Raw genomic sequence first — 26,661 nt, 5'->3', positions numbered from 1 at the left:
GGGCGTGGTCGACCTCAACCCTTTGCACTACGTCAGCAAGTTCAACCACATGTTCGGCGACTCGGTCGCCAGTGGTCTTGAGTTCCTGGGCATCTCGGATCCGGCGGTGGACCCGGACGGGGTGCGGGAGATCGCGAAGAAGTGGCGGAGCCTGGCCTCGGGACTGGACGACGCGGCCACGGCCGCCGAGCGGGCGCTGCGGGGTGTGGAGTGGGAGGGCAAGACCGCCAAGGCGTTCGACAAGCGGTCCAAGGCGGTCCGTAAGCAGGCCACGGAGATGGCGCACGCGCTGCGTGAGGGTGCCAAGGCGCTGGACGACTTCGCGGACAAGGCGCATGAGTTGCTGTCCGAGATCGGCGTGATGCTCGCGGAGATCGTCGAGTTCGAGATCGCGGGCCTGGCGCTGTCGGTGCTGACCGCGGGTGCCTCGGAGGTTGCCTCGACGCTGATGGCCGGTGAGCGGGCGCTGAAGGTGGTGGCGCTGGTCGGGCGGATCGAGGAGGAGGGCACCGCCCTCGGTACCGCCGTGCGCGGGATCATGGAGGTCATCCGGGGGGTGGAGCGGGCGCTGAAGGCGCTGAAGGAGATCCGCGGGGTCGCCGAGGTGGCCCGGATGGCCAAGGGGGGCATGGAGTTCACGGCGTTCCAGACGCTGTTGGAGGATCCGGGGGCGTTCAAGGACCCGGAGAAGCTGGCTGGTCTGTTGGCCGAGGGCGCGGTGCTGGGCGTCGGGTTCGGGGTGCTGGGCAAGGCGCTGGGCAAGGGGTTGAAGGCGCTGGGGCCCGCGGCTCTGGCCAGGCTCGGCAAGTCGATGGGGCTGGACTGCGCGGCCTTCGAGCGGCTGAAGCTGAACCCGGGCTTCGACAAGCTGCCCGCCTCGATCCGCAACATGGTCAAGACGTTCGTGCGGGACCCGATCGACGTGGCCACCGGTGACATGGCCCTGTCCCGCACCGACGTGTCCCTGCCGGGTGTGCTGCCCCTGGTCCTGGAGCGCACGCACATCTCGTCGTACCGGTGGGGCGGCTGGTTCGGGCCCACCTGGGCCTCCACGCTCGACCAGCGCGTCCAGGCGGACGAGGAGGGCTTCGTCTACGCGGCGGCGGACGGCGCCCGCCTGTGCTTCCCCGTTCCCGACCCGGAGACCAACACCCCCGTCCGCCCGCAGACGCCCGGCTCACGCCTGACCCTGTCCTGGGACACCGAGACCGACGGCGCGGTCCGTGTCACCGACCCCGACACCGGCCTGGTCCACGTCTTCCACTCCCCGGTCCCCGCGGCCGGCGAGACCGCCGTCGACCTGCCCCTCCAGCACATCCTCGACCGCAACGGCAACCGCATCACCGTCCTCTACGCGCGGGGCGACATCCCGTCGGCCGTCGTGCACTCCGGCGGCTACCGCATCGCCCTCGACCACGACCCGGCCCGCTCCCGCATCACCGGCCTGCGCCTGCTCGACCCCGGGCGACCGGACCGACCGGGCACCACCCTGCTCACCTTCGCCTACGACGAGCACGGCCACCTGACCGGGGAGACCAACTCCTCGGGCCTGCCCATGCGGTACGCGTACGACGCGGACGGCCGCGTCACCTCCTGGACCGACCGCAACGACACCACGTACTGGTACCGGTACGACGACCGGGGCCGTGTGACCGCCACCGGCGGCACCGGAGGCGCCCTCGCCTCCACCCTCACCTACGACGACGCCACCCGCACCACCCGCGTGACCGACTCCCTCGGCCACACCCGCGTCTACGAACACAACGAGAACCTGCGCCTCGTCCGCGAGACCGACCCGCTCGGTAACGTCACCGAGTTGCAATGGGACGCGGAGCACCGCCTCACGGCGTCGACCGACGCATCCGGGCACACGACTCGTTACCGCCACGACCAGGCCGGGAACGTCACGTCGGTCCTCCTGCCCGACGGAGCCGTAGGCACGGCCGAGTACAACGATCTGCACCTCCCCGTCCTGGTCACCGAACCCGGCGGTGCCACCTGGGCCCACGAGTACGACCGGGCGGGCAGACCAGTGGTCACCCGGGATCCGCTGGGCTCCGAGACCCGTTACCGGTACGACAGGTCAGGCCACCTGGTCGAGATCACGGACGCGTCCGGGAACTCCCGGCAGATCGCCAACAACAGAGCCGGTCTGCCGCTGCACATCACCGACGCCGGCGGTCACACCACCCATGTCGCCCGAGACGTGTTCGGCCGGATCACCGAGGCCGTCGACCCCCTGGACCGGCCGGTGCGGCTGGAATGGACGGTCGAGGGCCGACCCGCCATGCGCGAACTGCCCGACGGCTCCTGTGAGACCTGGTCGTGGGACGCGGACGGAAATCTCCTGACCCACGTGGACAGGAGCGGTGCGGCGACCTCCTATACCCGGACCCTCTTCGGCCTGCCGAGCACCCGAACGGATCCCGACGGTGCCACGTACACGTTCGGCTACGACACCGAGTTGCGCCTGACCGAGGTCACCACTCCCGTGGCCCGCTCCTGGCGCTACACCTACGACGCCGCCGGTCGTCTCGTCACCGAGACGGATTTCAACGGTCGCACGCTGGCGTACGGCTACGACGGCGCCGGTCGGCTCACCGGACAGGCGAACGGACTGGGCGAAGCGATCCACTACGCGCGGGACCCGCGAGGCCGTGTCGTCCGGCGGCGCACGGACCGGGGCGAGACCACCACCTTCGCCTATGACACGAGTGGTCAGCTCGTGCGGACGGCCAACTCCGACACCGAGATCACGTTCGAACGCGACCCGCTGGGCCGCATCACAGCGGAGGACGTCGACGGTGCCGTCACCCGCTACTCCTACGACCGACTCGGCCGCTGCGTCCGGCGGACCACACCGACAGGCTGCGGGTCGGCATGGTCGTACGACGCACAGGGCCTGCCCACCGAACTTGTGACGGACACGGGCCGTCTGGCCTTCACCTACGACGCCGCCGGCCGCGAGACCTCCCGTCGGCTCGACGAGGGCCCCACGCTCACTCAGGTGTGGGATGTCGCCGACCGCCTCACCACCCAGAGCATCACGCGTCTTGCCGCCGGCACCGAGCACCTGGTGCACCACCGGAGCTACGCTCACCGTCCGGACGGCCATGTGACGGAGATCAACGACCTCGTCTCCGGAGCGCGGCGGATCGAGTTGGACTCCATGGGCCGGGTCACGGCCGTCGGCGCCGACAACTGGCGTGAGGGGTACACCTACGACAGCGCCGGACGCCTCACCCAGGCAACGCTGCCCGACGGCCCCGGTCTCCAGCAGTACGAGTACAGCGGGAACCAACTGCGCAGGTTCGGGCGCAGCACCTTCCACTACGACGCCGAGGGCCGTGTCGTCCGCGTGTCCCGGCGCCTGCTCAACGGTCAACGGCGCACCTGGACCTATGAGTGGAACGCCGAGAACCGGATGATCCGGGCCACCACGCCGGACGACGGGACCTGGCGTTACCGGTACGACCCGCTGGGGCGCCGTACGGCGAAACAGCGGCTGTCGGACGACGGCTCGGTCGTAGAGGAGGTGCGCTTCAGCTGGGACGGATCGCATGTCGCCGAACAGATCGACCCGAACGGCCATGTCATCACGTGGGACTACGCTCCCGGTTCGCATCGGCCCCTCGCTCAGACCGACCGGATGGCGTCCACCGGGGAGTCCGTTCCAAGAGGCGCTCCGGCCCGCTTCCACGCGGTGGTCACGGACACGGTGGGTACCCCCACCGAACTCGTCGATCCGGAGGGGAACATCGCCTGGTCGGGCCGGACCACGCTCTGGGGAATGTCCGTGGCGGTGGCGCCGTCGGCGTCCTCGCGGTCCGTCTCCTGTCCCCTGCGTTTTCCTGGCCAGTACCACGACGCCGAGACGGGGCTCGACTACAACTGTCTGCGCTACTACGCACCCGAGGCGGGGCGGTACATCAGCCCGGATCCGCTGGGGCTGGAAGCGGGCCCGGACCACTACGGCTACGTGCCGAATCCGCTGTCCTTCCTGGACCCGCTCGGGCTGCAGTGCACAGAGGGCGGTCCCGTCGAGGTCACGGTCCAGTGGCTGGAGGGCATGCCCAAACAGCAGTTCCGCATGAAGGCCGATGCGCTGATGAAGCTGAGCGATGCGGGGGTTCTTTTCAAAGCGCCCAATCCGGTGGCTCGGGACAGCACCATCACGAACAACTACAAGAGGGACCTCATACGACGGGTATACGACCAGTTCGGAAAGACTAATCGGGATTTCGCGGACGTGCTGCGTAGTAGAATCATTCAGCGCATGAACCCGGATCACGTGTGGGAGCTACAATTGGGGGGCCCTGATGCCGCAACCAATCTGCACATCCTGGATGCGTTCACCAATCAGCGTATAGGGAACCAGATCTGGAATCAGATCAGAAACCTGCCCGACCATACTCCGTTGAAAATCAGAATTGAGGGTCCTGAATGATCTCCCGGGAACTCGGTGGACTCCTGGCGGATGCCCGGTCTGTGCTCTCTGACGACTTTGAGCTGGGCATGATGAACAGCGTTCCTGTCGGGTACTCGGGTCGCCCTCTCGGGGCCGACACCCCGGCGGACTATGTGGAATTCCTGGCGAAGGCGAACGGGGGGATCTTCGGTCGAGTGGTGGTCTTCGATGCGAAGGTTGTGGCCGACTCACAGTTCTACGCGGATCCCCTGGAAGGCGCGCCGGTGCGGCTGAACAGGGATGAGTGGTTCTGCTGCGGGAAGATCGATGACGACCCGGTGTTTCTGCATCGGGAGACCGGTGAAGTCTGGGGATTTCCGGACACCGGTGTGACGTGGTGGCAGAGCGAGGTCTTCCGGAGATTCGCGGACGACCTCGACGGATTCCTGCTCCACTGGGCGTTCGGCAGCGGCTACCAGGAGATCTCCGGGGCGGATCCCGACGACTCCTGGCTGACGGTTCTGCGGCAGTTGCGTCGCATTTCCTAGGTAGCGGCCCGCTTGGTGCCGCCGGTGGACGATGTGGCCGGGGCGATCATCAGGGCCACGCCCGCGCGGAGCCGACAGAGCGGAACAGTCCAGGAAGCGGTGGTGGGGCGATCTGTCGGCCCCTCCGCGAGCGCCGCCTGCGGAGGGGGGTGATGCCGACACCCTGCAGTGCCAGTCGGAGTTTCTCGCCGTGGAGCTGATCGCGGTCGTGGCGTGGGACCCGCCGGTCCTCGGGGACGTGCGGATGGTGAGGATCGGGACGGTGAGCGTCGGATGTGGGTCGAGGCAGGACCGGTCAGCTCCGCTCCCGCAGTCCCAGCACCGCCCCCGCCGCCAGCAGTGCCAGTCCCGCCGACACCGTGAGGGCGGTGTTCGCGCCGTGGCCCGGGCCGTCGGTCGACGAGGTCACGACGGCGATCGTCAGGGCGACGCCCGCGCAGGAGCCGATGTAGCGGAAGGTCTGCTGGGCTCCGGAGCCCATGGCGGCACGGGCCGCCGGGACCGATTCGACCGAGAGAAGCGGCAGGGCGGCGTTCAGGAGACCGCTGCCGATGCCGCCCAGGACCAGGCCCGGCAGCAGGCGTTGCCAGGAGCCCGAGTCGATGGCGCCGAGCATGGTCAGGACCCCGGCCGCGTGGAGGGTGAAGCCGACCGCCAGCTGCTGGCGGGGCGGTACGCGGCCCGCCAGGCGCTTGGCCTGGAGCGCCACCGTGAAGGACAGGCCCGACCAGAGCAGGAACAGCCACGCCGTGTCCAGCGGGGTCAGGCCGAGCACCTGCTGGAACAGGACCGGCAGGAAACTGAAGAGGCCGATGACCGCGAAGCCCGTGAACAGGCCGCCGGCGGAGGAGGCCAGGAAGCTCGGGCGGCGCAGCAGGCTCAGGTCGATCATGGGGGTCGTGGTGCGGCGCTCCACCAGGACGAAGACGGCTATGAGAACCACCGCGGCCAGGAACAGCAGGCCCACCTCGGACCGCAGCCAGCCGTCACGGCCCAGGGTGAGCGCGGCCACCAGGGAGACCAGTGCCAGGCCGAAGGTGAGGGCGCCCAGGATGTCGGGGCGGCCGCCCCTCGGGGAGCGGGATTCGGTGAGCGCCCGTGGTGACAGGGCCGCCACCAGCAGCGTCGCCGCGGCCAGGACGGCGTAGGCCACCCGCCAGTTGGGCAGCAAGGCCGCCAGCAACGGGCCGGTCGCGATACCGCCGCTGACGAAGGCGCCCCACACGCCCGTCGCGTGCAGCCGGCCGCGTGGGCTCGGGAAGGCGTGCACCAGCAGGCCGAGGCTGCTCGCCAGGATCGCCGCACTGGCCGCGCCCTGGGCGACACGGGCCAGCGTGAACAGCCAGGTGGAGTCGGTCAACGCGCCGAGGGCGGTGGTGACGCCCAGCGTCAGCGTGCCGAGCAGGAAGATCCGGCGGCGGCCGAAGTCGTCGGCGAGGCTGCCGGCCACCAGGAGGAGGGCGGCCAGGCCGAGCGGGGTGCCGTTGATCAGCCAGGCCTGGGCGGAGAGCGGGGTGTGCAGGTCGGCCGCGGTGTCGCGGAGGGTGACCACGGGCGCGGTGTACGTCATCAGGCTCACGGCGGTGGCCGCACTGGTCAGGGCCAGGGTGGCGCGGCCGTGGGGCGTCGTGTCGGGGTGGGGTGCCGCGTGCTTGTGTCGGGCACTCGGTGCTTCGACCCCCGTAAGGGTTCGTTCATTGAACTCAGCCATGGCGGTACCGTAGCATCATTGGTTCGTTCATTGAACCCAAGGCTGGGAAACTGACTAAGGTGGTCCTATGGCACTGGGCAAGGACTATGTGACGCAGGAGTGCTCGATCGCCCGCGCGCTGGAGGTCGTCGGCGAGCGCTGGACGCTGCTCGTCGTCCGCGACGCGCTCTACGGCGTCCGGCGCTACAACGACTTCCTCGTCCACCTCGGCATCCCGCGCGCCGTCCTGTCGGCCCGCCTCAAGACGCTCACCGAGGAGGGGATCCTGGAGAAGCGCCGGTATCAGGAGTCGCCGCCCCGGGAGGAGTACGTCATCACCGACCGCGGGATCGCGCTCTTCCCCGCGCTGCGCGCCCTCGCCGTCTGGGGACGCGAACAGCTCATGGACCGCCGGCTGCGCTACTTCCGGCACGTGGACTGCGGCACCGAACTCGGCCCGTACGGCGAATGTCCCGCCTGCGGAACCGTCGTGCCCGTCGCCGACGTTCTTATTACGCCGGGACCGGGACTCGACCCCGACCCGGCGGATCCGGTCAGCCGGGCGCTCCTGAAGCCCAAGAGGCTTCTGGAGCCGCTGGAAACCGATCATGTATAAACGGCAGTGACAACAGGGTCCGGCAGCCTCTTCACCACCGTCGCGCTCGCCGCGACCGCCGCCGTCGGCTCGGCCCTCGCGGTCTCCTGCGTCCTCGCCGCCCGCTCCGCGCCCGCCGTGCCGCCCACCCGGGTCCGTACGGCGATCCGCGACCGGGCCCGGCGTACCGCCTTCCTGCCGCGGCGCGACCCGGACGCCGAGGGCCGCAGCCGACCCCGAGCCCCCGGACACGCCCTCCCGGCGACCACCGCGTAAGGCACCCGAGACCCCGTTCCGGGTGACCACGCGCGGGTCGTCATGCCGTCCCACCATCACCCGGACCAGTACGACGTGGAGTGCCGTCGAGCGTGCCGCGCTGTATCGATGAGGGCGGGCGTACGGTCCAGTACGTGAACAGGGTATTGCCCGCTGCAAGGTCTTCTTGGAGGATCGACCAGTCCTCCGATGGCTGCACCCATCGGCCGGGCGCCCGCTATCAAGGGAGATGGTGACGACCATGAAGCTGCTGCGAGTCGGTACGGCGGGGGCGGAGCGGCCCGCGCTGCTCGACGCCGAGGGGGTCCTGCGGGACCTGTCGGGGATCGTCGACGACATCGACGGGGCCCTGCTCGCCGACGAGGCCGCGCTCGGCCGGGTCCGCGCCGCGGCTGAGGCCGGGGAGCTGCCCGCGCTCGACGCGACCGGCCTGCGGATCGGGCCGCCGCTGGGGCGGATCGGCAAGATCGTGTGCATCGGGCTCAACTACCACGACCACGCCCGCGAGACGGGCGCCGAGCCGCCGGCCGAGCCGGTCATCTTCTTCAAGGCCGCGGACACGGTCGTGGGGCCGAACGACACGGTGCTGGTCCCTCGCGGGTCCGTGAAGACCGACTGGGAGGTGGAGCTGGCGGTCGTCATCGGACGTACGGCGCGTTACCTGGCCGACGACGAGGATCCGCTGGCGTACGTCGCCGGATACGCCGTCGCGCACGACGTGTCCGAGCGGGAGTTCCAGATCGAGCGGGGCGGGACCTGGGACAAGGGGAAGAACTGCGAGACGTTCAACCCGCTCGGGCCGTGGCTGGTCACGGCGGACGAGGTCGGGGATCCGCAGGAACTGTCGCTGAAGCTCTGGGTCAACGGGGAGCTGAAGCAGGACGGGACCACCGGCGAGCAGATCTTCTCGGTCGCGGAAGTCGTCCGGTACGTCAGCCAGTTCATGGTCCTCTACCCCGGGGACGTCATCAACACGGGGACCCCGGCGGGGGTTGCGCTGGGGGCACCCGAGCCGAAGCCGTTCCTGCGGGGCGGGGACGTGGTGGAGCTGGAGATCAGCGGGCTTGGTCGTCAGCGCCAAGAGTTCAAAGACGCCTAAGGGGCGAGGGGCGCTCTGCGCGGGCGGGTGCGGCTTCGTCGTGGTTGCTCGCGCCCACGCGGCGGCAGCCGCATGTCGGACGCAGCCCCGCGCCCCTTTCTTGTCGGCTACGCCTCCAGAAATCGCTCCAGCGCCTCCACCACGAAGCGGTGGTCCTGGAGTTGGGGCAGGCCGGAGACCGTTACCGACCCGATCACCCCCACGTTCTCCACGGTGATCGGGAAGGAGCCGCCGTGGGCCGCGAACTCGTCCGGGTCCAGGCGGGAGGACTCCTCGAACGTCGAGCCCTTCGCCCGGAAGCGGGCTCCCACCAGGTAGGACGCGGAGCCGTACCGCTCCACCACCCGGCGCTTGCGGGTGATCCAGGCGTCGTTGTCGGGGGTCGAGCCGGGCAGGGCCGCGTGGAAGAGCTGCTGGCCGGCGCGGTGGATGTCGATGGCCACCGGGGCCTGCCGCTCTCGTGCCATCGCCACCAGCAGGGAGCCGAGGGCCCACGCGTCGTCGTAGGTGAACTGCCGGAAGACCAGGAGGCGTTCCTGCTTCTCCAGCTCCTCCACCGACGGGGTGAGTTCGGGGGTGGACCGGGGAGTGATCTGCGGGTGGTGCATCAGAGGGTCACCGTCACCTTGTCTCGCGCCGAGCGGCGGGCTGCTTCCAGTACGTCCAGGGCGGCGGCCGCCTCCAGCGCGGTCACCGGGTTGGGGCCTGTGCCCCGAAGGGCCTCGGCCACGGCCGCGTAGTACGCGGGGTAGTCGCCGGGGAGGGTGGGAACGGCCCGGCCGCCGCCGGTCACCGGGGACTCCCCGGCGCCGATCCTGCCGTACAGGGACTCCGGCTCGACACCCCATCCGGGGCCCGGCCGCTCGCCCTCGCGCAGCGCCGCCTCCTGCGGGTCCAGGCCGTACTTGACGTAACCCGCCTTCGAGCCCAGCACCCGGAACCGCGGGCCGAGCTGGGCCGCCGTCGCCGAGGCGTAGAGGTGGGAGCGGACGCCGCTCGCGTGGGTGACGGCGATGAAGGTGTCGTCGTCCGTCTCGGCGCCGTCCCGGCGGATCACCGACTCGGCGTACACCTCGGTGGCCGGCCCGAAGAGGACCAGGGCCTGGTCGACGACGTGGCTGCCGAGGTCATAGAGGAGACCTCCGATCTCTGCCGGGTCGCCGGACTCGCGCCAGCCGCCCTTGGGCTGCGGGCGCCAGCGTTCGAAGCGGGACTCGAAGCGCCAGGGGTCGCCGAGTTCGCCCTGCTCTAGGAGGCTGCGCAGGGTGAGGAAGTCGTTGTCCCAGCGGCGGTTCTGGAAGACCGAGAGCAGCAGGCCCCGCTCCTCGGCCAGGGCGGCCAGTTCGCGGGCCTCGGCCGCGGTGCCGGCCACCGGCTTGTCGACCACGACCGGCAGGCCCGCCTTGAGCGCGGTCGTCGCCAGCGGGACATGCGTCTTGTTCGGGGAGGCGATGACGATCAGGTCGAGGTCGCCGGACCGGTCGAACAGCTCGTCGGGACTGGCGACCGTCCGGACCTCGGGGAACTCGGCCTTCGCCTGCGCCTGCCGCTCGGGGTTCGAGGTGACCACCGTGTCCAGGGCGAGGCCCTCGGCGGCGGCGATCAAGGGGGCGTGGAAGACGGAGCCGGCGAGGCCGTAGCCGATGAGGCCGACGCGGAGGGGAGTGGCAGCAGTCATGCCTCCTACTTTGGCAACGCTGTTGCTAAAGCGCAAGCGGTGAGGAGAATGGGTGGCGTGAACAGGACGAGGAGCGGACGGGGTGCGGCCGGAGCCAATCTGCTGGCCGTGCGCAGTCACAACACCGCGCTGGTGCTGGACTTGCTGCGCACGGCGGGGGAGGACGGCATCAGCCGGCTCGAACTGGCCGAGCGGACCGGGCTCACCCCGCAGGCGGTCAGCAAGATCACCGCCCGGCTGCGCGAGGAGGGCCTCGCGGCGGAGGCCGGGCGGCGCGCGTCCACGGGGGGCAAGCCGGCCACCGTACTGCGCCTGGTGCCGGAGGCCGGGCACGCGGTCGGGCTGCAGCTCGACCGGGACGAGCTGCGTGCCGTACTGGTCGACCTCGACGGCAGGGTCGTCGGCGAACGGCAGGGGGAGCTGGACCTGGGGGCCGGGGCGGCGGCCGTGCTGGGGGCCGCCGCGGAGCTGGTCGGCGAGCTGCGCCAGGAGGTGCCGGAGGAGGTCCTCGGGGTCGGGGTCGCGGCGCCCGGGCCGCTCGACCACATCCACGGGGTGCTGCACCGGGTCACCGGGTTCCCCGAGTGGGACGGCTTCCCGCTGCGGGACGCGCTCGCGGAGCGGCTCGAGGTGCCGGTCGTCGTCGACAAGGACAGCAACGCGGCCGCCCTCGGACTCGCCGTCGGCGGCGAGGGCGGCTCCTTCGCCTACCTGCACCTCGGTACGGGGCTCGGCGCCGGACTGGTGATCGGCGACAGCGTGCACCGGGGGGCGCGGACCGGGGCGGGGGAGTTCGGGCACCAGGTCATCCAGCTGGACGGACCGCCGTGCCACTGCGGCAACCGGGGCTGCATCGAGGCGCTGTGCCTGGCGGCGGTGGGCCGCGCGGACCCGGACGAGGCGGCGCGGGTGCTGGGCGCCGGGGCCGCGAACCTGGCCGCGCTGCTCGACATCGACCTCGTGCTGCTCGGCGGCCGGACGATCGCGGCCGCCCCGGAGACCTTCGTCCGCGGCGTCGCCGCCGTCCTCGACGCCCGCGCCCGCCGGGAGGGCAGCCTCGGTACGGCCGTCCCCGTCCGGCTCGCCCCTGGCAGTGACCGGCGGGTCGCGGAGGGCGCGGCCCAGCTGCTGCTCGCCCCGCTGTTCGGCCGCGCGGACGGCTGAGGGCTGACGGCGGACCGCGAACGGCGCACGGCGAACTGCTGACGGCGGACGGCGGACGGCGAACCGCTGACGGGTGACGGCGGACGACGACCTGCTGACGGCGGACGGCTGACGGCAGGGGCCCAGGGCGCAGGGCGCAGGGGGAGGCGGGGCGCAGGGGGCTGATCGAGCGGAGTTGGTGTGCCCTGGCGGAGTGGCACCGGACCGGTCCCGGCGGTGCCCGGCATGATCACATGATCATGCGACTGAGCACGTCCCTGTCCCTCTGCGTGGCCGCAGCCGCCGTTCTCGCCCCCGTGCCGTCGGCGACCGCCGCGCCCTTGTCGTCGTCGGAGACCACCGCCCCCGCCGACGCGTCCTGCGCGGGCGCCGACGAGCAGGGCTTCCCCCTCGCCACCCGCATCCACGACGGCCCCTCGTCCTACGAGCCCGGCGGCGGTTACGGCACCTGGTACCTGGACCTCACCAACACCACCGGCCGCACCTGCACCGACATCCACCCGATCGTCGTCCTCGTCGACGACAAACGGGCCCTCAAGCCGTCCCAGACCGAGCTGGAGTTCTACGACGGCCCGCGCACCCGCCCGGTCCCCCTGACCGAGACCGACGAGTCCGAGCTGGTCGGCGTGTTCGACGGGGACGGCTTCCCGGGGCTCACCGTGGCGCCCGGGGCGACCGTCTCGGTGAAGGTCAGACTCGCCGTCACCTCCGACGCCGTACCGAACGCGGTCACGGCCAACGCGGCCGTCGTACAGCGGCGGGGGTCGGACGGCGACTGGGTGGGGGAGTCGGACGACTACCGCTTCGGCATCGGCGGCGAACCGCCGCCCGCGAGCGCCGCCCCCGCCGTCCCCTCCATCGGCGCGGAGGTCGGCCCGGGGATCTCCCCGGAGGCCTCCCCGGGGGCCTCGGCGGGGACCGGCCCGGATCCCAGCCCCGGCACCAGCCCCGACGCCAGCCCGGGTGCGACCCCCGGGGGCACCCCCACCGCCTCCCCGGGCAGCGCCCTGCCCTTCGCCGAAGCGGCCGAGGAGGCCGGCGAACGCGCCCGCGAACTGGCCGGCACCGGCCTCGGCCTGGCCCACGGGCTGCTCGCGGCCACCGTCGCCCTGCTCGTCGTAGGCGGCAGCGTGTTCCTGCTGGCCCGCAGACAGCGGTGAGCGATGTCCCACGGCCCCTGCCCGATGCCCCCTGCCCGGTGACCCCTGCACGATGCCCGATGCCCGATGCACGATGACCCCCGCCTGGGGCCCCCTGCCTGACGACGAAGGCGCCGTCTGCGACCACTTCACCGCGTAGTACTTCGGGACGCGGTGCCGTGCTCCGGGATGCCGGAGCGGACGGGGCGCCGGGGGCCTGGTCGCTCGGGTAGTCCACGCAAGGGGGCGCGGATCGATCATCTCGTCGGCGATCTGGGGGAGGGCGACGCCATCCCCACCGAGCGCGACCTGTCGGAGGCGCATGGCGTCGCCCGCGAGACCATCCGGCAGGCGCCGCGCGAGCTAGAGATCTTCAACGGCTGGGGTTACGAAGGCGCACATCCCCTTGGACGGGCCGTGGGCGCCGCGGAGCCATCGATTTGGCAAGGCCGACCGCCATCGGTGGCAGGCTGCTGCTCGCCACAGCTGTCGCGTACGACATCTACGATGTGGCGACGCCGCCGAGCGGCCCAGCGCACGCAGACGGCCGTGCACGACGGGGCGAGCCCGGCGGGCCGGCTTGCGAGCGCGAGCTACGGCGCCAGGGCCGGCTCCTTCGGCGGGCAGGTCGGGGTGTGGTCGGCAGCGGGATCGGCGAGGGCAATTGTGGACGGGATCGAGGATCTGTTCCAGATGAGGAACTGGCTGGCAAGGCTGCTCAGGAAGGAGCGGCACCGCAGTGGGGAAGAGGACTCGGCAGCGGTCTCGTCGCCGGGCCCGGTGTGGAGCGATCCGGAGATCCCGGACGAGGAGCGCGCGGTTCTGCTCGTACACCTCCTCGAAGACCCCACGGCGCGCGAGGACGAGCAGGAGGAAGCGGCGTGGGCTCTGGAGTTCCTCTCTGGTCCGTTCGTCGAGGCGGCCTTGATCCGGGCCGTCCGGGACGGCGACTTCAACAGCGACCTGGCTCAGGCCTGCGCCGAGTCCCTCGCCGGCATCTGGGCCAGGGAGGGCCAAGTCGATGTCGCCTTCCTGGCGGAACTGCGCGGCCTGGCGAAGTTGCTGATCTTCGGCATCCTCGGCAACCGCGCCCCGCACTTGCTGCCCCCTAGCGCCCTCTAGATCTTTAACGCCTGGGGATGCGGCGGTTGTAGGTCGAGGCCTAGTCGGTCTCGGCGAAGCCCTTGCGTCGGTCTTCGGCGGGGCCGCGGTCGAGGTGGATGCGGTAGATCAGCCGTGGCCGGTGGCCGGCCTTGGTGCAGATCAACGCCGCCATCGAGATCCGTTTGGTGCCCGCGGCGGTGACCTTCACGAGCGGGGTGCGGTCTCGGCGGTCCCAGGTGCGGCCTTTGGGCGGCCTCAGGCCCTGACCTGCCTCGTCCTCGAAGCAGAGCCAGGCGCCTAAGTCCGCCGTCCTGACTAGGCTGGGGGCGTCGGTACGCCGTGGTTCCGGCGCCCCCGCTCACGCATGACCGCATGTACGCCATCCGCACGCCAGGAGACGCACCACATGGCAGACCGCAAGCCCATCGAGTCATGGCTCACCGACATGGACGGGGTTCTCATCCACGAGGGCGTGCCCATCCCCGGAGCGGACGCCTTCCTGAAGAAGCTGCGGGAGTCCGAGAAGCCCTTCCTGGTCCTCACCAACAACTCCATCTACACCGCCCGTGACCTGCACGCACGGCTGCGCCGGATGGGCCTGGACGTGCCGGTCGACAACATCTGGACCTCGGCCCTGGCCACCGCCCAGTTCCTGGACGACCAGCGGCCCGGCGGCAGCGCCTATGTCATCGGCGAGGCCGGCCTGACCACCGCGCTGCACGACATCGGGTACATCCTCACCGACCACGAACCCGACTTCGTGATCCTCGGCGAGACCCGCACCTACTCCTTCGAGGCGCTCACCAAGGCCGTGCGCCTGATCAACGGCGGCGCCCGGTTCATCGCCACCAACCCCGACAACGTCGGCCCGTCCGTCGAGGGCGACCTGCCCGCGACCGGCTCGGTCGCCGCGCTGATCACCGCCGCGACCGGCAAGGAGCCGTACTTCGTCGGCAAGCCCAACCCGCTGATGATGCGGGCCGGGCTGAACGCGATCGGAGGCCACTCGGAGACCTCCGCGATGATCGGCGACCGGATGGACACCGACGTCCTCGCGGGCCTGGAGGCCGGGATGCGCACCTTCCTGGTGCTGTCCGGCGTGACCCAGCCGGACGACGTCGACCGCTACCCGTTCCGTCCCTCCCAGGTCGTGGACTCGATCGCGGACCTCGTCGACCGGATCTGAACCGCCGTCCGAGCCGCGTCCGACCGGCCGGGCACCAAACCTGATCTCACTCGTACGGAGCAACAAGGCGCCCCCCGAGGATGCGGGGGCGCCCGGTGCGGGGGAGCCTCCAGATATCTGGAGGTTCACGATGGGCTCACTTCGCCTCACTCTCTGTACCGGACTGCTGGCCTGCGCGGCCGGCCTCTCCCCGGCGGCCGCCCACGCGGCGGACGGCCAGGGAGTCACCGTGACCCCGGCCTCCCCGGCTCCGGGCTCGGTCGTGGCGCTGCGGGTGAGCGGTTGCTCCGGCACGACCGGCGCCGCCTCCTCGGAGGCCTTCGTCTCGGACACCCGCCTCAGCGGCTACGACGGCACCCTGACCGGCCAGAGCCAGGTCCGCTCCACCATCGGCGCCGGCACCTACGACGTGAAGGTCACCTGTGCCGGCGCCGTCGTCGGCGGCACCGTCACCGTCGTAGGACAGTCGCCGCTCGCGCAGTCGCAGGCCGGGCGGCCGGACGGATCCGGCGTCCTGCCCGCCACCCCGGTCGCGCCCGTGCACGCGGGCGGCGGCGGCACCGCCCCGCTCGCCTCGGTCGAGCCCCGCTCGACCGGTCCCGACACCGCGCAGGCGGTCACCGGTCTCGTCCTCGCCGGATTCGCCGCGGCCGCCGTCGGGCTGCTCGGCGCCCGGCGGAACCGCGGCTCACGCTGAGGAGACAGCACGACGATGTCCGACGACACCGAACGATCCGCCGGCACCGGGCGGCTGCTGACTGGCGTGGCCTGGGCGATCCTGCTGCTCGGGCTGTGGCTGTGGGGCCGCGGGGTGACCGAGGTACCCGACGGCATATCCGGCCCCACCACGGGTGACGTGGCCGCCGTCGGCCGCCCCGTCGGCGCCGAACTCCCGCCCGCCGCCAGGCCGTTGCGCTCGGCCCCGCCCGAGCGCATCGACATCCCGGACCTGGGCGTACAGGCCCCCGTGGTCGCCCGCGGCCTCGACGGCAACGGCGGGATCGACCCACCGCCCTTCGACCAGCCCGGCGTGGTCGGCTGGTACGGCTCCGGGACCGAACCGGGAGCCGCCGGCACCGCGATCCTGGTCGGGCACGTCGACACCGAGACCCGGCCCGCGGTCTTCTACAAGATCAGCGCCCTGCACCCCGGCGAGACGATCCGCGTGGTCCGCGCCGACGGCACGGTCGCCGAGTTCACCATCGACGACGTACAGGTTCTGCCCCGCGACCACTTCGACGCCCACCAGGCCTACGGCACCCGCGAGTCGGGCCGCGCCGAACTCCGGCTGATCACCTGCGGCGGCGCCTTCGACCGGACCACCCACAGCTACACGGCGAACGTGGTCGTCTCCGCGTACCTCACCGGAACCGCCGTATAGAAGCCGTACCGGACGCACCTGGCCCGGTCGACGGTCCGCTCCCCTGAGACCATCGGCCGGGCCGGTCCTCGACCGCGCGCGCCCGGGCTGCGGGAGTAACCCGGCGGCGGGCGCGGGAGGCTGGGAAGGCACGGCCGGGGGCCGGGCCGCCCCGAGCGACTCTAGTGCTGCGACCGGAAAGGTTCACCGGCTCGCGACGCCCGGCCTCCTCCGCGCCGTCACCCCGGGCTGTAACAGCTCACCGACAAGGCCGGGCGATCTCGTGGCGAGTGCGGTGGGTATGTCACGATTGACGCCTGGCCAAGTGCACCCAGGGGGGAATTGGATGTACGACAGCAGGGGGGCCCGGCCGCCGGCCTGGACGTGGGCACTGGGAGCGGCGCTGCTGCTCGCCGGCTGCTCCTCGGGCGGAGGCGGCGACGACCGGCCGGACACCGCGGATCCGGGCGCGGCGATCACCCAACAGCCCAGTCAGGCGGACCCGTTCTGGGTGAACCCCGACTCCAACGCGGCCCGCCAGGTGAAGGCCTACGCGAAGGCCGGCAAGGACACCGACGCCGAGCAGATCCGCAAGATAGCGCAGCAGCCGACCGGTGAGTGGATCGGCCCGGAGAACCCGGAGCAGGAGGCACGCGGTTTCACCGAGGCCGCGCAGAAGTCCGACCGTACGGCCCTGCTGGTCCTCTACAACATCCCGCACCGCGACTGCGGCCAGTACAGCCAGGGCGGCGCGGCCGACGGCGACGCGTACCGGGCGTGGATCGACGGGGTCGCCCGGGGCATCCAGGACCGCCCCGCCACGGTGATCCTGGAACCGGACGCCGTACTGCACCTCGTCGACGGCTGCACCCAGGCCCGGTTCGCCGAGGAACGCTACGACCTGCTGCGCGACGCGATCACCAAGCTCAGGACCCTGAAGAACACGAAGGTCTACCTGGACGCCGGGAACGCCGGCTGGGGACACCCCGACCAGATCTACCAGCCCCTCCGACAGGCGGGCGTCACCGAGGCGGACGGCTTCGCGGTCAACGTCTCCAACTTCTACTCCACCCAGGACTCCATCACCTACGGCAAGCAACTCTCCGAGAAGGTGGGCGACAAGCACTTCGTCGTCGACACCAGCAGAAACGGCAACGGCCCGTACGCGGGGGGCGACCCGGAGGAGCGATGGTGCAACCCGCCGGGCCGGGCCCTGGGGGAGACGCCGACGAAGAAGACGGCGGACGCCCTGGTCGACGCGTACCTGTGGGTCAAGCGCCCGGGGGAGTCGGACGGCACCTGCAAGGGCGGCCCCCAGGCGGGCAACTGGTGGCCGACCTATGCCTTGAAACTGGCGCAGGCGTCAACCCCCTAGGGGTGCGGGGCCGCTGTCCCTATGCGGCTCCGCCGGGTGGCCGCGACCCGCCGCAACGCTCCCGCACGCAGAAGAATCGCGTGCGGGAGCGCCACGGCACAAAAAGCTAGGGCACCTTCACCCACCGAGCCTCACTCGGCGTTCCCTGATCGTCGTCCACGAACACCATGTACCACCCCGACGGCACCAGGTTCCGGTTCTTCGGTACCGTCACCGTGATCCGGTCCCCCGACGTCGTGAAGTCCAGCGCGACGGACCGCTGGTCCACATCCGTCACATGCGTGGTCGCACTCGGCCGGATCAACCGCACCTTCTTGATGGTCGAAGCGTGCCGGGACGTGAACGTCCCCGACCCGCCCCGGGCGATGGCCGCCGGCCCGCCGCTCAGGGACGGCCGGGAGTCCCGGTAGAGATACGGCGGCGTGTAGATCTCGATCCGCTGCTCGAAGACTCCCGGCTTGGTGTTGGCCTTGTCCGCGTACAGCGGGTTGGACCCGAAGAACATGACCCGGCCGTCGGGCAGCAGGATCGACCCGGAGTGGTAGTCCCGCCCCACCAGCGGATCGGCCACCTTCCTGAAGGAGTTCGTGGCGGTGTCGTAGATGCGGGCCTGCCGGATGTCGGTGTCGCCGCGTCCCCGGTAGTCCTCGGAGCCGCCCGACACCAGCACGGAGTCGTCCGGCAGCACCGAGATCTGCGGATATCGCGTCCCCTTCTCCAGGGTGGGCCCGTCCACGAACGTCGGCTCGGCGTCCTTCAGGTCGATCAGCCGCGTCCTGTTCGTGGACAGCTTGGACTCGCCGACCCCACCGCCGCCGACGACCAGGTACTTCTCGTCCTGCGCCGGGGGCAGCAGCACGGTCCCGGACGTCTCCAGCATGTTCGGGTCGCTGAGCCCGGACAGTCTGGTGAACCGGTTGGTGTCGACGTCCCAGATCCCGGGGTCACGCCCGACGTTGTCCGGCCCGTACCCGGCGTTGGAACCGGAGTAGAAGAGCTTGCCGTTCTGCAGCAGGAACAGCGCGGGATAGGTCGGGAACTGGCGCTTGTACCTGGTGTACGTCCACTTCTTCGTCGCCGGGTCGAACACCTCGTTCTTGCCCGGCACCAGCTGCCCGATGTCGTCGAGTCCCGAGACGCTGAGGATCTTCCCGTCCGACAGCGTGGTGAGCGTCGGATACCAGCGGGCCTCGTTCATCGGGTCGACCTTGATGTACTTCTCGGCGACCGGATCGAATTCGTAGGCGTTCTTGATGCCTTCGAAGTCCCGCTTGTCCATGCCGAGTTTGTTGGCGATGCCGTAGGTGTTGCGGGCGTCGGCGCCGGTCAGTCCCTCGATGCTGTAGTTGTCCTGGGTGCCGGTCTCGTACTGGGTGCCCTCCTTCGGCGCCGCGACGACGACCCGCGCGTAACCGGGGTTGTTCCGCAGGAACGCGCCGGTCTTCTTGTCGAAGACCTTGGTCGCGCGCGGGATCAGCACCGAGTCGTCGGACAGGAACGTCTTGCCGTTCCCCTTGCCGGTGAACCGGGTGCCCTTGGGCAGGGTCATCGGCTTGTCGGGGTTCTCGTTGTAGAGGATCATGACGCCGCCGGCCTTCTTGACGTCGCCCTTGAGCTTCTCGTACTGCTTGGTGCCGCCGGCGATGAGGATGTTGCCGTCGGCGAGCTGGGTGTGCCCGGTGCAGAACAGGTCGGCGGGGGTGGGCACCTTCTTGACGGTGCCCTTGACCGGGTCCCAGATCCGGCTGTCGTAGATCTTCGCGTCGAAGTTGTCCTGGTTGTTGCCCGAGCCCGCGACCAGCAGCACTTTTCCGGTGTGCAGGAGTACCGCGTGGATGGTGTCCTGGCGGTACTCCTTCGGGAACTCGACGACGTCCCAGTGGCCGTTCTCGGCCTTGTACTCCGGTCTGTTGATCTTGTACTGGTGGTATTCCTCGGTCCCGAAGCGGTACACCCACGGCCCGTTCATCCCGGCCAGGGCGAGAACCACCGCCGTGCCGATCGCGAGACGACGAGCCCGGCGGCCGCCGGCACTGTCGTTCATTCCTTACGTCCCCCCGGTCCGCCGAGCGCGATCCGCATGGTGTCCTCCGGGTTCCCGCCGCCGCCCGCCGGCGTCCAGCTGGGCCGCTGCTGCGGGGCGTGTGCCGCGCGGGTGTAGCCGGGCGGCACCGCGTCCTCCGGCTCGGCGGCGACTGCGGGCGTCCTGCTCTCCTTGCGCAGCGAGTACTGCCAGGCGAGGATCGGGGCCGCCGTGATGAGCAGCGCCAGCGTCGCCCAGGTGAGCATCGCCGGGTGCGAGTGGCCGCCGACGAAGCCGGCGGCGAGCGAGCCGGCGAAGACCAGGATGAAGAACCAGTGGATCCGGAACGTGCCGAACAACGTGTCCGGGCTGGCCGACTCGCCCTTGGGCGTGACCACGAACTTGCTCTTGCGGCGCAATACGGCGTCCATCAGCGAGCGGGCGTAGATCGGCGCGGACAGCGCGGACATCACCATGCCGGCCACACCGCCGGAGCCCTCCGGTTCGTGCGGGGAGACGTTGTGCCGCCGGTTCCATATGTACAGGCCGATCTGGAGCGCGGAGGCGTTGCCGTAGAGCATCAGCCACACGGTGGGGTCGATGTTCACTCCCGAGGCGCCCAGGCCCAGGAACAGCGCGCAGCTCAGGGCCGCGAGGATCCAGTTGAGGGCGGACATCGGGTAGAAGATGATCATCATCGTGTAGTTGAAGAACTTGCCCGGCGACAGCGTGAACAGGCCCCTCCAGTACTGCTTGAGGATCGTCTCGTAGGTCCCCCGGGACCAGCGCAGCTGCTGGGTGAAGAAGTCGGTCCAGGCGTTGGGGCCCTCGCCGACCGCGAGTACGTCCGGGGTGTACACCGAGCGCCACTTCCGCCCCGTGGCCGGATTCCTCGTCCGGTGGATCTCGAAGCCGGTCGCCATGTCCTCGGTGATCGAGTCGTACAGGCCGCCGATCTGTTTGATCGCCCTGATGCGTACGGCGTTGGACGTGCCGACGAACATGGGGGCGCCGTAGCGGTTGCCGGCGCGCTGGATCAGGGCGTGGAAGAGGAACTGCTGGGATTCGGCGGCCTTGGTGATGGGGTTGTCGTAGTTGCCGTACACCTGCGGGCCGATGACGAAGCCCACGTCCGGGTCACGGAAGTAACCCAGCATCCGTTCCAGGTAGTTGGGCAGCGGCACGTGGTCGGTGTCGACGGAGGCGAAGAAGTCGTACTCGTCGCCGTGCGCCTCCAGCCAGGCGTTGTAGTTGCCGTGCTTGGTCTTGGCGCGGTGCGGGCCCTTGGGCTGGTTCCACTTCTCGACGCCCTTGCGGGTGAAGTGGTGCACGCCCAGGCGCGCGCAGACCTGTTTCACCTCCGGATCGTCGCCCTCGTCGAGCAGCCAGATGTGCAGCAGGCCGCGATGGCGCAGCCGGACCGCCGCCTCCAGGGTCCGGGTGACCATGTCGAGGGGTTCCTTGCCGGGTACGAACGTGGTGATGAACGCGACCCGGGTGCCGGTCTCCGGGACCACCGGGACCGGGTCGCGGGCCACCAGGGTGGCGTGCGCGTTGGACAGCACGTTCATGCAGCGGAAGAACTCGATCAGGCCGATCGACACCAGCATCACGATGTCGAGGGCCGGCAGGAAGTCGTAGGCCGGGTAGTCGCGTTGGGTCCAGTGTTCGGGCTGCAGCAGCCAGGTCAGCAGCACCAGCGAGAGCAGCGGGGCCGCGCCCAGCATCAGGGCGGCGCGCAGGCGGTGCGGTTCCTGGGAGAGCAGCGAGCGGTACTGCACCTTGTACGGTTTTCCCGGATCGGGCTGGGTGAGGGGGCCCGCGAGCCTGCTGTAGTGCTCGTAGTCGTATCTCGGGAGTGTCTTCTTGATCCGGCGCAGGGCGCCGGTGGTGCTTCGGTGTGCGGGTACGCGGAGCTGTGTGGTCTGTGACGGGTCGTATGTCTGTGACGGGTCGTGTTCCTGCTCCTGCCGGGCGCCCGTCGGCGTCGACGTCATGAGTCATCCCCCCACACGCGCAGATCGGCGCGTGTCTGTCGGTCCCACCGCCCGGTCGGATCCCCCTCGATCAGGCCGGGCGCGTCAATGGCGGGGCACAGTCGTTCCACAGATATGGACACGGACCGTGACCGTCCGGTTGCATGATGCCCCCCTCGGCATCGATTCATGACCGGGGCCCCTCACCCCGCAGATCTGGCAACCGGTTACCTACCCCCCAAGTGCCCCGATTCATCAGGACTTTGGACATCCAGGGTTCTACGGTGCCGAGCATGATCGCAAGAGCGAAACGCGGTGTTTACCGGGCATAGGTGTTCATTGTGGAACCTGTGGTGATTATGTGGATCGACCGTGTCGGTGATTGACATAAAGGGGCGCGTGATGCCGAAGCGGCCGCGCGTGGCCGGTGGGGCGTACGCCAGAAGGCCCCCCGCTGCTGCGGAGGGCCTTCCGGGTGTCTGTGCGCCGCCAGGGACTCGAACCCCGGACCCGCTGATTAAGAGTCAGCTGCTCTAACCAACTGAGCTAGCGGCGCGTGCCGACAGCGAGAACTCTACCCGACGGAGGGCGGTGCTTCCGACCGGCGGCCACCGGGGGGACCCCCGTCCACCCCCTGCTGTACATCATTCGGACCGTCAGCATGCGCACCCGGGCGACAGTTGGGAAACTGATCAATGTGCACAGTCCCGGACATATCAACCCGAAGTGTGAGGGGAATCGCATGCCGGCCCCGGTATTCGAGGAATTCGACCCCGCGAACGACTGCGAATGCCCCGGCTGCGTCCACTGGCGGCGGGTCGGCCCGTACCCGCTGCCCGGGCGTTTCGGCGGGCACCCGGCCGCCCGGGGCGTCCTGGTCGTGGCCGCCGCCGCGTCCGCCGCCCTCGCCGCGAGCGCCCCGACGGCCGCCGCTCACAGCACCCCGCCCGCCCCCCACCGGCCCGCCGTCCCCGCGGACGGCGAGCCTGACACCCCGCAGGGTGCCAAGTCCCCCCTGCACGGCCCCGGCGGCACCCCCGTCCACGGCCCGGTCACCACGCCCCCCATCACCCGTACGGAGATCATCAACCGGGCGAAGATCTGGGTCGCCGCCCAGGTGCCGTACAGCATGTCCCTCTACTGGACGGACGGATACCGGCAGGACTGCTCCGGCTACGTCTCGATGGCCTGGGGGCTGACCGGGAACGAGTGGACGGGCAGCCTCGACCAGTTCGGCACGAAGATCACCAAGGCGGAGCTCCAGCCCGGCGACATCCTGCTCTTCCACAACCCGGACAACCCTGAGAAGGGTTCGCACGTCGTGATCTTCGGCGGCTGGACGGACTACACGCAGACCTATTACACGGCGTACGAGCAGACACCCCCGCACGCCCGCCGCCAGTCCACGCCCTACGCCTACTGGAGCAACTCCGCCAAGTACGTCCCCTACCGTTACAAGGGCCTGATCGCGGACCCGGGCGCGGCCGGTGCCCAGGCCGGGAGGACGGCGGTGCCGTTCCCCGGCGCGGCCTACTTCGGTCCCGGCGCCGACAACAAGTACGTCACCCTGCTCGGCCGGCTGCTGATCGCCCGGGGCGGCGCCGGCCACTACCCCAAGGGCCCGGGCCCGCTCTGGGGCACCTCGGACCAGCGGGCCACCCGGGCCTTCCAGCTCGCCCAGGGCTGGACCGGCGCCGCCGCCGACGGCCTGCCCGGCCCGCGCACCTGGGAACTCCTCGCCACCGGCAGGGGCAAGGACATCAAGCCCGCCACCACGGCCACACCCGCCCCCGCCTCGCACGGGGTCCCGGGCTACCCCGGCAAGAACTACTTCCGTCCGGGCGCCACCAACGACTACGTCGCCCAGCTCGGCAGGCAGCTGGTCAAGAAGGGCTTCGGCCGCTTCTACACCGACGGCCCGGACCGGGCCTGGGGCGAGGCGGACCGCAGGGCCGTCGAGGCGTTCCAGCGCACCCAGGGCTGGCGCGGCGGCGCGGCCGACGGCTACCCGGGGCCGGAGACCTGGCGCCGCCTGTTCCTGTAACGACCCGACGATCACGTGACGCATCTGGCGCGGAGGCTGGAGGCAGGCATGAGTACGACGACCGCACACACCCCTGAATCGGACGACCCCCCGGACGGCGGGCCGCCCGCCCGTCCGGTCCCCCGGCTGATCCAGAACGAGGCCACCACCGAGATCCCCGTCCATCTGCTGTTCCGCGACGACCCCGACCCGGTGTCGGTCCCGCTGCGGCCCGCCGTGGTCGGCCGCCGGCAGGGCACGGGCGAACAGCCCCGGCTGCGCCGCCCGGTCCCGGCCAAGCCCCGGCCCGTCGCCGCCGTCGACCCCGAACTGGTGGAACACCCCGCCCGGGTGCTGCCCGGCGCGGCCGGGGTGGCCGCCGGGCTGGGCGGCATGGCCGGGGGGCTCGCCACCTCCTGGTGGGCCGGCGTGCTGCCCCCGCTCGCGGTGCACGCGCTGCGCCTTCCGGCGTACGCGGGCGCGGGACTCGGCCCGGCGCAGTGGGCCGCGTACGCCGGAGCCGGCGCGCTCGGCCTGTTCGGCTTCGCCGGGCTCGCGCGGGGGGCGACCGGACGGGCCTGGGTGCTCGGCCTGTTCGGCCGCTACCGGGGGACGGTACGGCGCACCGGTCTGCTCTGGGTCAACCCGCTGCTGCTGCGCCGCCGCGTCGACGTCCGGCTGCGGCACTGGCGCAGCGAGGAGATGCCGGCGGCGGACGGCAACGGGGTCGCGCTGCGGGTCGTCGTCCTGGTGGTGTGGCGGATGCGGGACACCGCGCGGGCGGTGCTCGGTGTCGACGACCACGAGACGTATCTGCGCGAGTGCGTGGAGGCCGCGCTGGCCCGGGTGCCGGTGGAGGTGCCGGGCCGGATGCGGGGCTCGGTGGAGATGGCCACCGACGCGCTGACCCGGCTGGTGGCGACGGACGCGGCCGGGATCGGCCTGGAGGTGTTCTCCGTGCAGCCGGTCCGGGTGGAGTACGCCCCGGAGGTCGCCGCGGCCATGCACCGGCGCCGGATCGCCGCGCTCGACGCCCAGCAGCGGGCCGGGATGCTCGCCTCCGTCGTGGACTCCGTCGAGGACACGGTGACCCGGCTGACCATGCGCGGCCTGGTCGAACTCGACGACTACGAACGCAAGGTGCTGGTGCGGGACCTGACGGTGGCGTTCTGCTCGGGGCGCTCCGACTCCGCACCCTGACGGGAGGGATGGGTCGTTGATATGGACACGGTCAACTGATGGCAATATTCTGAGACTTGGTCTAGACCTGCACGGCTCACAGAACCTCCCCCACGTTCTCCAGGAGCGGCAGCATGCGTAAACGGACCAAGATCTCGGCCGTCGTGCTCGGTGTGGCGACCGCCGGAGCCTTCGCGCTCTCCACCGGCGGCGCCAGTGGGCACGGCTACACCGACCTCCCCATCAGCAGGCAGAAGCTCTGCGCCAACGGCACCGTGACCAACTGCGGCGACATCCAGTACGAGCCGCAGAGCGTCGAGGGCCCGAAGGGCTTCCCGGCGGCCGGTCCCGCCGACGGCCAGATCTGCAACGGCGGGGTGAGCCGGTTCGCCCAGCTCAGTTCGCCGACCAAACCGACGGGCGGCGCCTGGCCGACGACCAAGGTGACCGGCGGTCAGTCGTACACCTTCCGCTGGCAGTTCACGGCGATGCACGCCACGACCGACTTCAAGTACTACGTCACCAAGTCGGGCTGGAACCAGAACCACGCCCTCGCCCGTTCGGACCTCAACACCACCCCCTTCCTCACCGTCCCCTACAACGGCCAGCGCCCGCCGAGCACCATCAGTCACAGCGGCACCCTGCCGTCGGGGCTGAGCGGTCACCACGTGATCGTGGCGGTCTGGACGATCGCCGACACGGGCAACGCGTTCTACGCCTGCTCAGACGTCACGTTCTGACCGGCGTCGTTCGACGACTGGGTAACATCCGGCTGATCTGAGCTTCGCTTGAGGACCTGCGGAAGGTCGCAGGGGTACGTTCCCGCCACCACCGGCCGCTCGGACCGGTGTTCGGAACCGGGGGACTGCCATGGGCCTGCTGCACGCGTTCTTCTACATCATTCCCGGCGTCTTCGTCGTCGTCGGGGTTCTCGGGATGGTCAGGACACTGAAGCGGTCGAGCCAGATCAGCCGGGCGTGGCGGCACGGCCGTACGGCCGAGGCGCGCTGTCTGCGGTCGTACACGACCACCAGCGGCGGCAGCGGGGACACGTCGGTGACGACCACGCTCCACCATGTGTTCGAGTTCACCACGGCCGAGGGCCGGACTGTCCGTATCAACGAGAGCGACGGGCGGTCCACCGTCGTCGAGGGTGACTTCGTCACGGTGTACTACCTGCCGGAGAACCCGGAGGGCGCCACGGCGCAGCCGCCCGCGCAGGGGAGGCTGGCTGTGGGGACCGGATGCACGGTGGCGTTCCTCGTGGTGGTCATCGGGTTCGCGGTGGCCTTCATGATCGGGGCGCATTTCCTCTTCTCGGACACGGGGACGGGGCCGGAGCCGGGGGCGGTGGACTGGACTCCGTGAGGGGGCGACGGGCCTCCACATCTGACGGCACGTCAATTATCCTGCCCCGTCATGGACTCCGACAGGAGCACGATCGCCGAAGCCGTCGCCGCCCGGTGGGGTGACCACCGGCCGGGGCTGTGGTTCGAGGAGCAGGTGCTGACGCATCACGAGGTGGCCGGCGGTGCCGCCGCCCGTGCGGCTCTGCTGCGGGATCTGCTGCCGCCCGGTGCCGTGCCCCATGTGGGCGTGCTCCTCGACAACACCCCGGAGTTCCCGCTCTGGCTGGGGGCCGCCGCGCTCGCCGGGGCGGCCGTCGCCGGGGTCAATCCGACCCGGCGCGGGGCCGAGCTCGCGCGGGACATCCGGCACACCGAGTGCCCGGTACTGGTCACCGAGCGGGCTCATCTGCCTCTCCTCGCCGGCCTCGAACTGCCCGGCGTACGGTTGCTCGTCACCGATGATCCGGCGTACCGCGCGCTGCTCGTGCC

General features: G+C 70.7%; 22 protein-coding genes, 1 tRNA gene and 2 pseudogenes. 18 read left to right on the top strand and 7 right to left on the bottom strand.

Annotated elements, in window-relative coordinates; all coding sequences use genetic code 11:
* The first annotated feature begins 4 nt into the window (after positions 1 to 4).
* Both AB0N16_RS32340 and AB0N16_RS32335 read left to right on the top strand, forming a co-directional pair.
* Positions 5 to 4,447 carry a DUF6531 domain-containing protein gene (locus AB0N16_RS32340; RefSeq protein WP_365802916.1) on the top strand — a complete coding sequence of 1,481 codons (4,443 nt, stop codon included), beginning with the start codon at positions 5 to 7 and terminating at the stop codon, positions 4,445 to 4,447.
* On the top strand, positions 4,444 to 4,956 hold the full coding sequence (locus AB0N16_RS32335; RefSeq protein WP_365802914.1) for a hypothetical protein: 513 nt from the start codon (positions 4,444 to 4,446) through the stop codon (positions 4,954 to 4,956). The genes AB0N16_RS32340 and AB0N16_RS32335 overlap by 4 nt, the downstream gene beginning before the upstream one ends.
* A gap of 295 nt (positions 4,957 to 5,251) precedes the next feature.
* Here AB0N16_RS32335 and AB0N16_RS32330 read toward each other — a convergent pair whose 3' ends face one another.
* Positions 5,252 to 6,667 (bottom strand): MFS transporter, encoded by a 1,416-nt coding sequence (locus AB0N16_RS32330; RefSeq protein WP_365802912.1) that lies wholly within the window; start codon positions 6,665 to 6,667, stop codon positions 5,252 to 5,254.
* A 67-nt stretch (positions 6,668 to 6,734) separates the two neighbouring features.
* On the opposite strand from AB0N16_RS32330, the gene AB0N16_RS32325 reads away from it, so the two are divergent.
* The 3 genes and pseudogenes from AB0N16_RS32325 to AB0N16_RS32315 all read left to right on the top strand — a co-directional run bounded on the left by AB0N16_RS32325 (position 6,735) and on the right by AB0N16_RS32315 (position 8,616).
* Positions 6,735 to 7,262 carry a helix-turn-helix domain-containing protein gene (locus tag AB0N16_RS32325; protein WP_365802910.1) on the top strand — a complete coding sequence of 176 codons (528 nt, stop codon included), beginning with the start codon at positions 6,735 to 6,737 and terminating at the stop codon, positions 7,260 to 7,262.
* An 18-nt stretch (positions 7,263 to 7,280) separates the two neighbouring features.
* Positions 7,281 to 7,517, top strand: a pseudogene (locus AB0N16_RS32320) (DUF6412 domain-containing protein); the annotation flags it as partial.
* 241 nt (positions 7,518 to 7,758) lie between these two features.
* Positions 7,759 to 8,616: a fumarylacetoacetate hydrolase family protein gene (locus AB0N16_RS32315; RefSeq protein WP_365802908.1), complete on the top strand. Its 858-nt coding sequence runs from the start codon at positions 7,759 to 7,761 to the stop codon at positions 8,614 to 8,616.
* Positions 8,617 to 8,723: 107 nt separating this feature from the next.
* Here AB0N16_RS32315 and AB0N16_RS32310 read toward each other — a convergent pair whose 3' ends face one another.
* A complete protein-coding gene (locus AB0N16_RS32310) occupies positions 8,724 to 9,224 on the bottom strand; it encodes a heme-degrading domain-containing protein (protein ID WP_365802906.1) in 501 nt (166 codons plus the stop codon).
* Positions 9,224 to 10,294, bottom strand: a complete 1,071-nt coding sequence (locus tag AB0N16_RS32305; protein WP_365802905.1) for a Gfo/Idh/MocA family oxidoreductase — start codon at positions 10,292 to 10,294, stop codon at positions 9,224 to 9,226. Before AB0N16_RS32305 ends, AB0N16_RS32310 begins: the two co-directional genes overlap by 1 nt.
* Positions 10,295 to 10,342: 48 nt before the next feature.
* Here AB0N16_RS32305 and AB0N16_RS32300 point away from each other — a divergent pair, with 48 nt between their 5' ends.
* The 4 genes and pseudogenes from AB0N16_RS32300 to AB0N16_RS32285 all read left to right on the top strand — a co-directional run bounded on the left by AB0N16_RS32300 (position 10,343) and on the right by AB0N16_RS32285 (position 13,719).
* A complete protein-coding gene (locus AB0N16_RS32300; RefSeq protein ID WP_365802903.1) occupies positions 10,343 to 11,458 on the top strand; it encodes an ROK family transcriptional regulator in 1,116 nt (371 codons plus the stop codon).
* A gap of 233 nt (positions 11,459 to 11,691) precedes the next feature.
* Positions 11,692 to 12,618, top strand: a complete 927-nt coding sequence (locus tag AB0N16_RS32295; protein ID WP_365802901.1) for a hypothetical protein — start codon at positions 11,692 to 11,694, stop codon at positions 12,616 to 12,618.
* Positions 12,619 to 12,843: 225 nt separating this feature from the next.
* Positions 12,844 to 12,969 (top strand): annotated as a pseudogene (locus AB0N16_RS32290) (GntR family transcriptional regulator); the annotation flags it as partial.
* A gap of 135 nt (positions 12,970 to 13,104) precedes the next feature.
* On the top strand, positions 13,105 to 13,719 hold the full coding sequence (locus AB0N16_RS32285) for a hypothetical protein (protein WP_365803226.1): 615 nt from the start codon (positions 13,105 to 13,107) through the stop codon (positions 13,717 to 13,719).
* Positions 13,720 to 13,759: 40 nt separating this feature from the next.
* On the opposite strand, the gene AB0N16_RS32280 is transcribed toward AB0N16_RS32285, so the two are convergent.
* Positions 13,760 to 13,909: a transposase gene (locus AB0N16_RS32280; protein WP_365802899.1), complete on the bottom strand. Its 150-nt coding sequence runs from the start codon at positions 13,907 to 13,909 to the stop codon at positions 13,760 to 13,762.
* 198 nt (positions 13,910 to 14,107) lie between these two features.
* Here AB0N16_RS32280 and AB0N16_RS32275 point away from each other — a divergent pair, with 198 nt between their 5' ends.
* From AB0N16_RS32275 to AB0N16_RS32260, 4 genes are all read left to right on the top strand, one after another.
* Entirely contained in the window at positions 14,108 to 14,887 is a 780-nt protein-coding gene (locus AB0N16_RS32275) for an HAD-IIA family hydrolase (protein ID WP_365802897.1), read from the top strand.
* Positions 14,888 to 15,017: 130 nt separating this feature from the next.
* Positions 15,018 to 15,584, top strand: coding sequence for a hypothetical protein (locus tag AB0N16_RS32270; RefSeq protein ID WP_365802895.1), 567 nt, complete (start codon positions 15,018 to 15,020; stop codon positions 15,582 to 15,584).
* A 15-nt stretch (positions 15,585 to 15,599) separates the two neighbouring features.
* A complete protein-coding gene (locus tag AB0N16_RS32265; protein ID WP_365802893.1) occupies positions 15,600 to 16,268 on the top strand; it encodes a class F sortase in 669 nt (222 codons plus the stop codon).
* Positions 16,269 to 16,593: 325 nt separating this feature from the next.
* Entirely contained in the window at positions 16,594 to 17,622 is a 1,029-nt protein-coding gene (locus tag AB0N16_RS32260) for a glycoside hydrolase family 6 protein (protein WP_365802891.1), read from the top strand.
* Between the two features lie 106 nt (positions 17,623 to 17,728).
* Here the strand turns inward: AB0N16_RS32260 and AB0N16_RS32255 are convergent, their stop codons facing one another.
* From AB0N16_RS32255 to AB0N16_RS32245, 3 genes are all read right to left on the bottom strand, one after another.
* Positions 17,729 to 19,666, bottom strand: a complete 1,938-nt coding sequence (locus AB0N16_RS32255) for a kelch motif-containing protein (protein ID WP_365802889.1) — start codon at positions 19,664 to 19,666, stop codon at positions 17,729 to 17,731.
* Positions 19,663 to 21,642, bottom strand: a complete 1,980-nt coding sequence (locus AB0N16_RS32250) for a glycosyltransferase family 2 protein (RefSeq protein ID WP_365802887.1) — start codon at positions 21,640 to 21,642, stop codon at positions 19,663 to 19,665. Before AB0N16_RS32250 ends, AB0N16_RS32255 begins: the two co-directional genes overlap by 4 nt.
* Before the next feature lie 461 nt (positions 21,643 to 22,103).
* Positions 22,104 to 22,177, bottom strand: a tRNA-Lys gene (locus tag AB0N16_RS32245).
* Between the two features lie 186 nt (positions 22,178 to 22,363).
* On the opposite strand from AB0N16_RS32245, the gene AB0N16_RS32240 reads away from it, so the two are divergent.
* The 5 genes from AB0N16_RS32240 to AB0N16_RS32220 all read left to right on the top strand — a co-directional run.
* Complete coding sequence (locus AB0N16_RS32240) at positions 22,364 to 23,665, top strand: peptidoglycan-binding protein (protein WP_365802885.1); 1,302 nt, start codon at positions 22,364 to 22,366, stop codon at positions 23,663 to 23,665.
* Between the two features lie 48 nt (positions 23,666 to 23,713).
* Positions 23,714 to 24,844 (top strand): SPFH domain-containing protein, encoded by a 1,131-nt coding sequence (locus AB0N16_RS32235; RefSeq protein ID WP_365802883.1) that lies wholly within the window; start codon positions 23,714 to 23,716, stop codon positions 24,842 to 24,844.
* A gap of 113 nt (positions 24,845 to 24,957) precedes the next feature.
* The gene (locus AB0N16_RS32230; protein ID WP_365802881.1) at positions 24,958 to 25,563 is read left to right on the top strand and encodes a lytic polysaccharide monooxygenase; all 606 of its coding nucleotides are present in this window, start codon (positions 24,958 to 24,960) and stop codon (positions 25,561 to 25,563) included.
* Positions 25,564 to 25,693: 130 nt separating this feature from the next.
* A complete protein-coding gene (locus AB0N16_RS32225) occupies positions 25,694 to 26,191 on the top strand; it encodes a DUF3592 domain-containing protein (RefSeq protein WP_365802879.1) in 498 nt (165 codons plus the stop codon).
* 51 nt (positions 26,192 to 26,242) lie between these two features.
* A partial coding sequence (locus tag AB0N16_RS32220; RefSeq protein ID WP_365802877.1) for an AMP-binding protein occupies positions 26,243 to 26,661 on the top strand: 419 nt, incomplete at its 3' end.

The organism is Streptomyces sp. NPDC051105 (assembly GCF_040682795.1).
Taxonomy (GTDB): domain Bacteria; phylum Actinomycetota; class Actinomycetes; order Streptomycetales; family Streptomycetaceae; genus Streptomyces.
The sequence above is the reverse complement of the archived record's forward strand: the minus strand, read 5'-3'. Positions and strand labels throughout refer to the sequence as shown.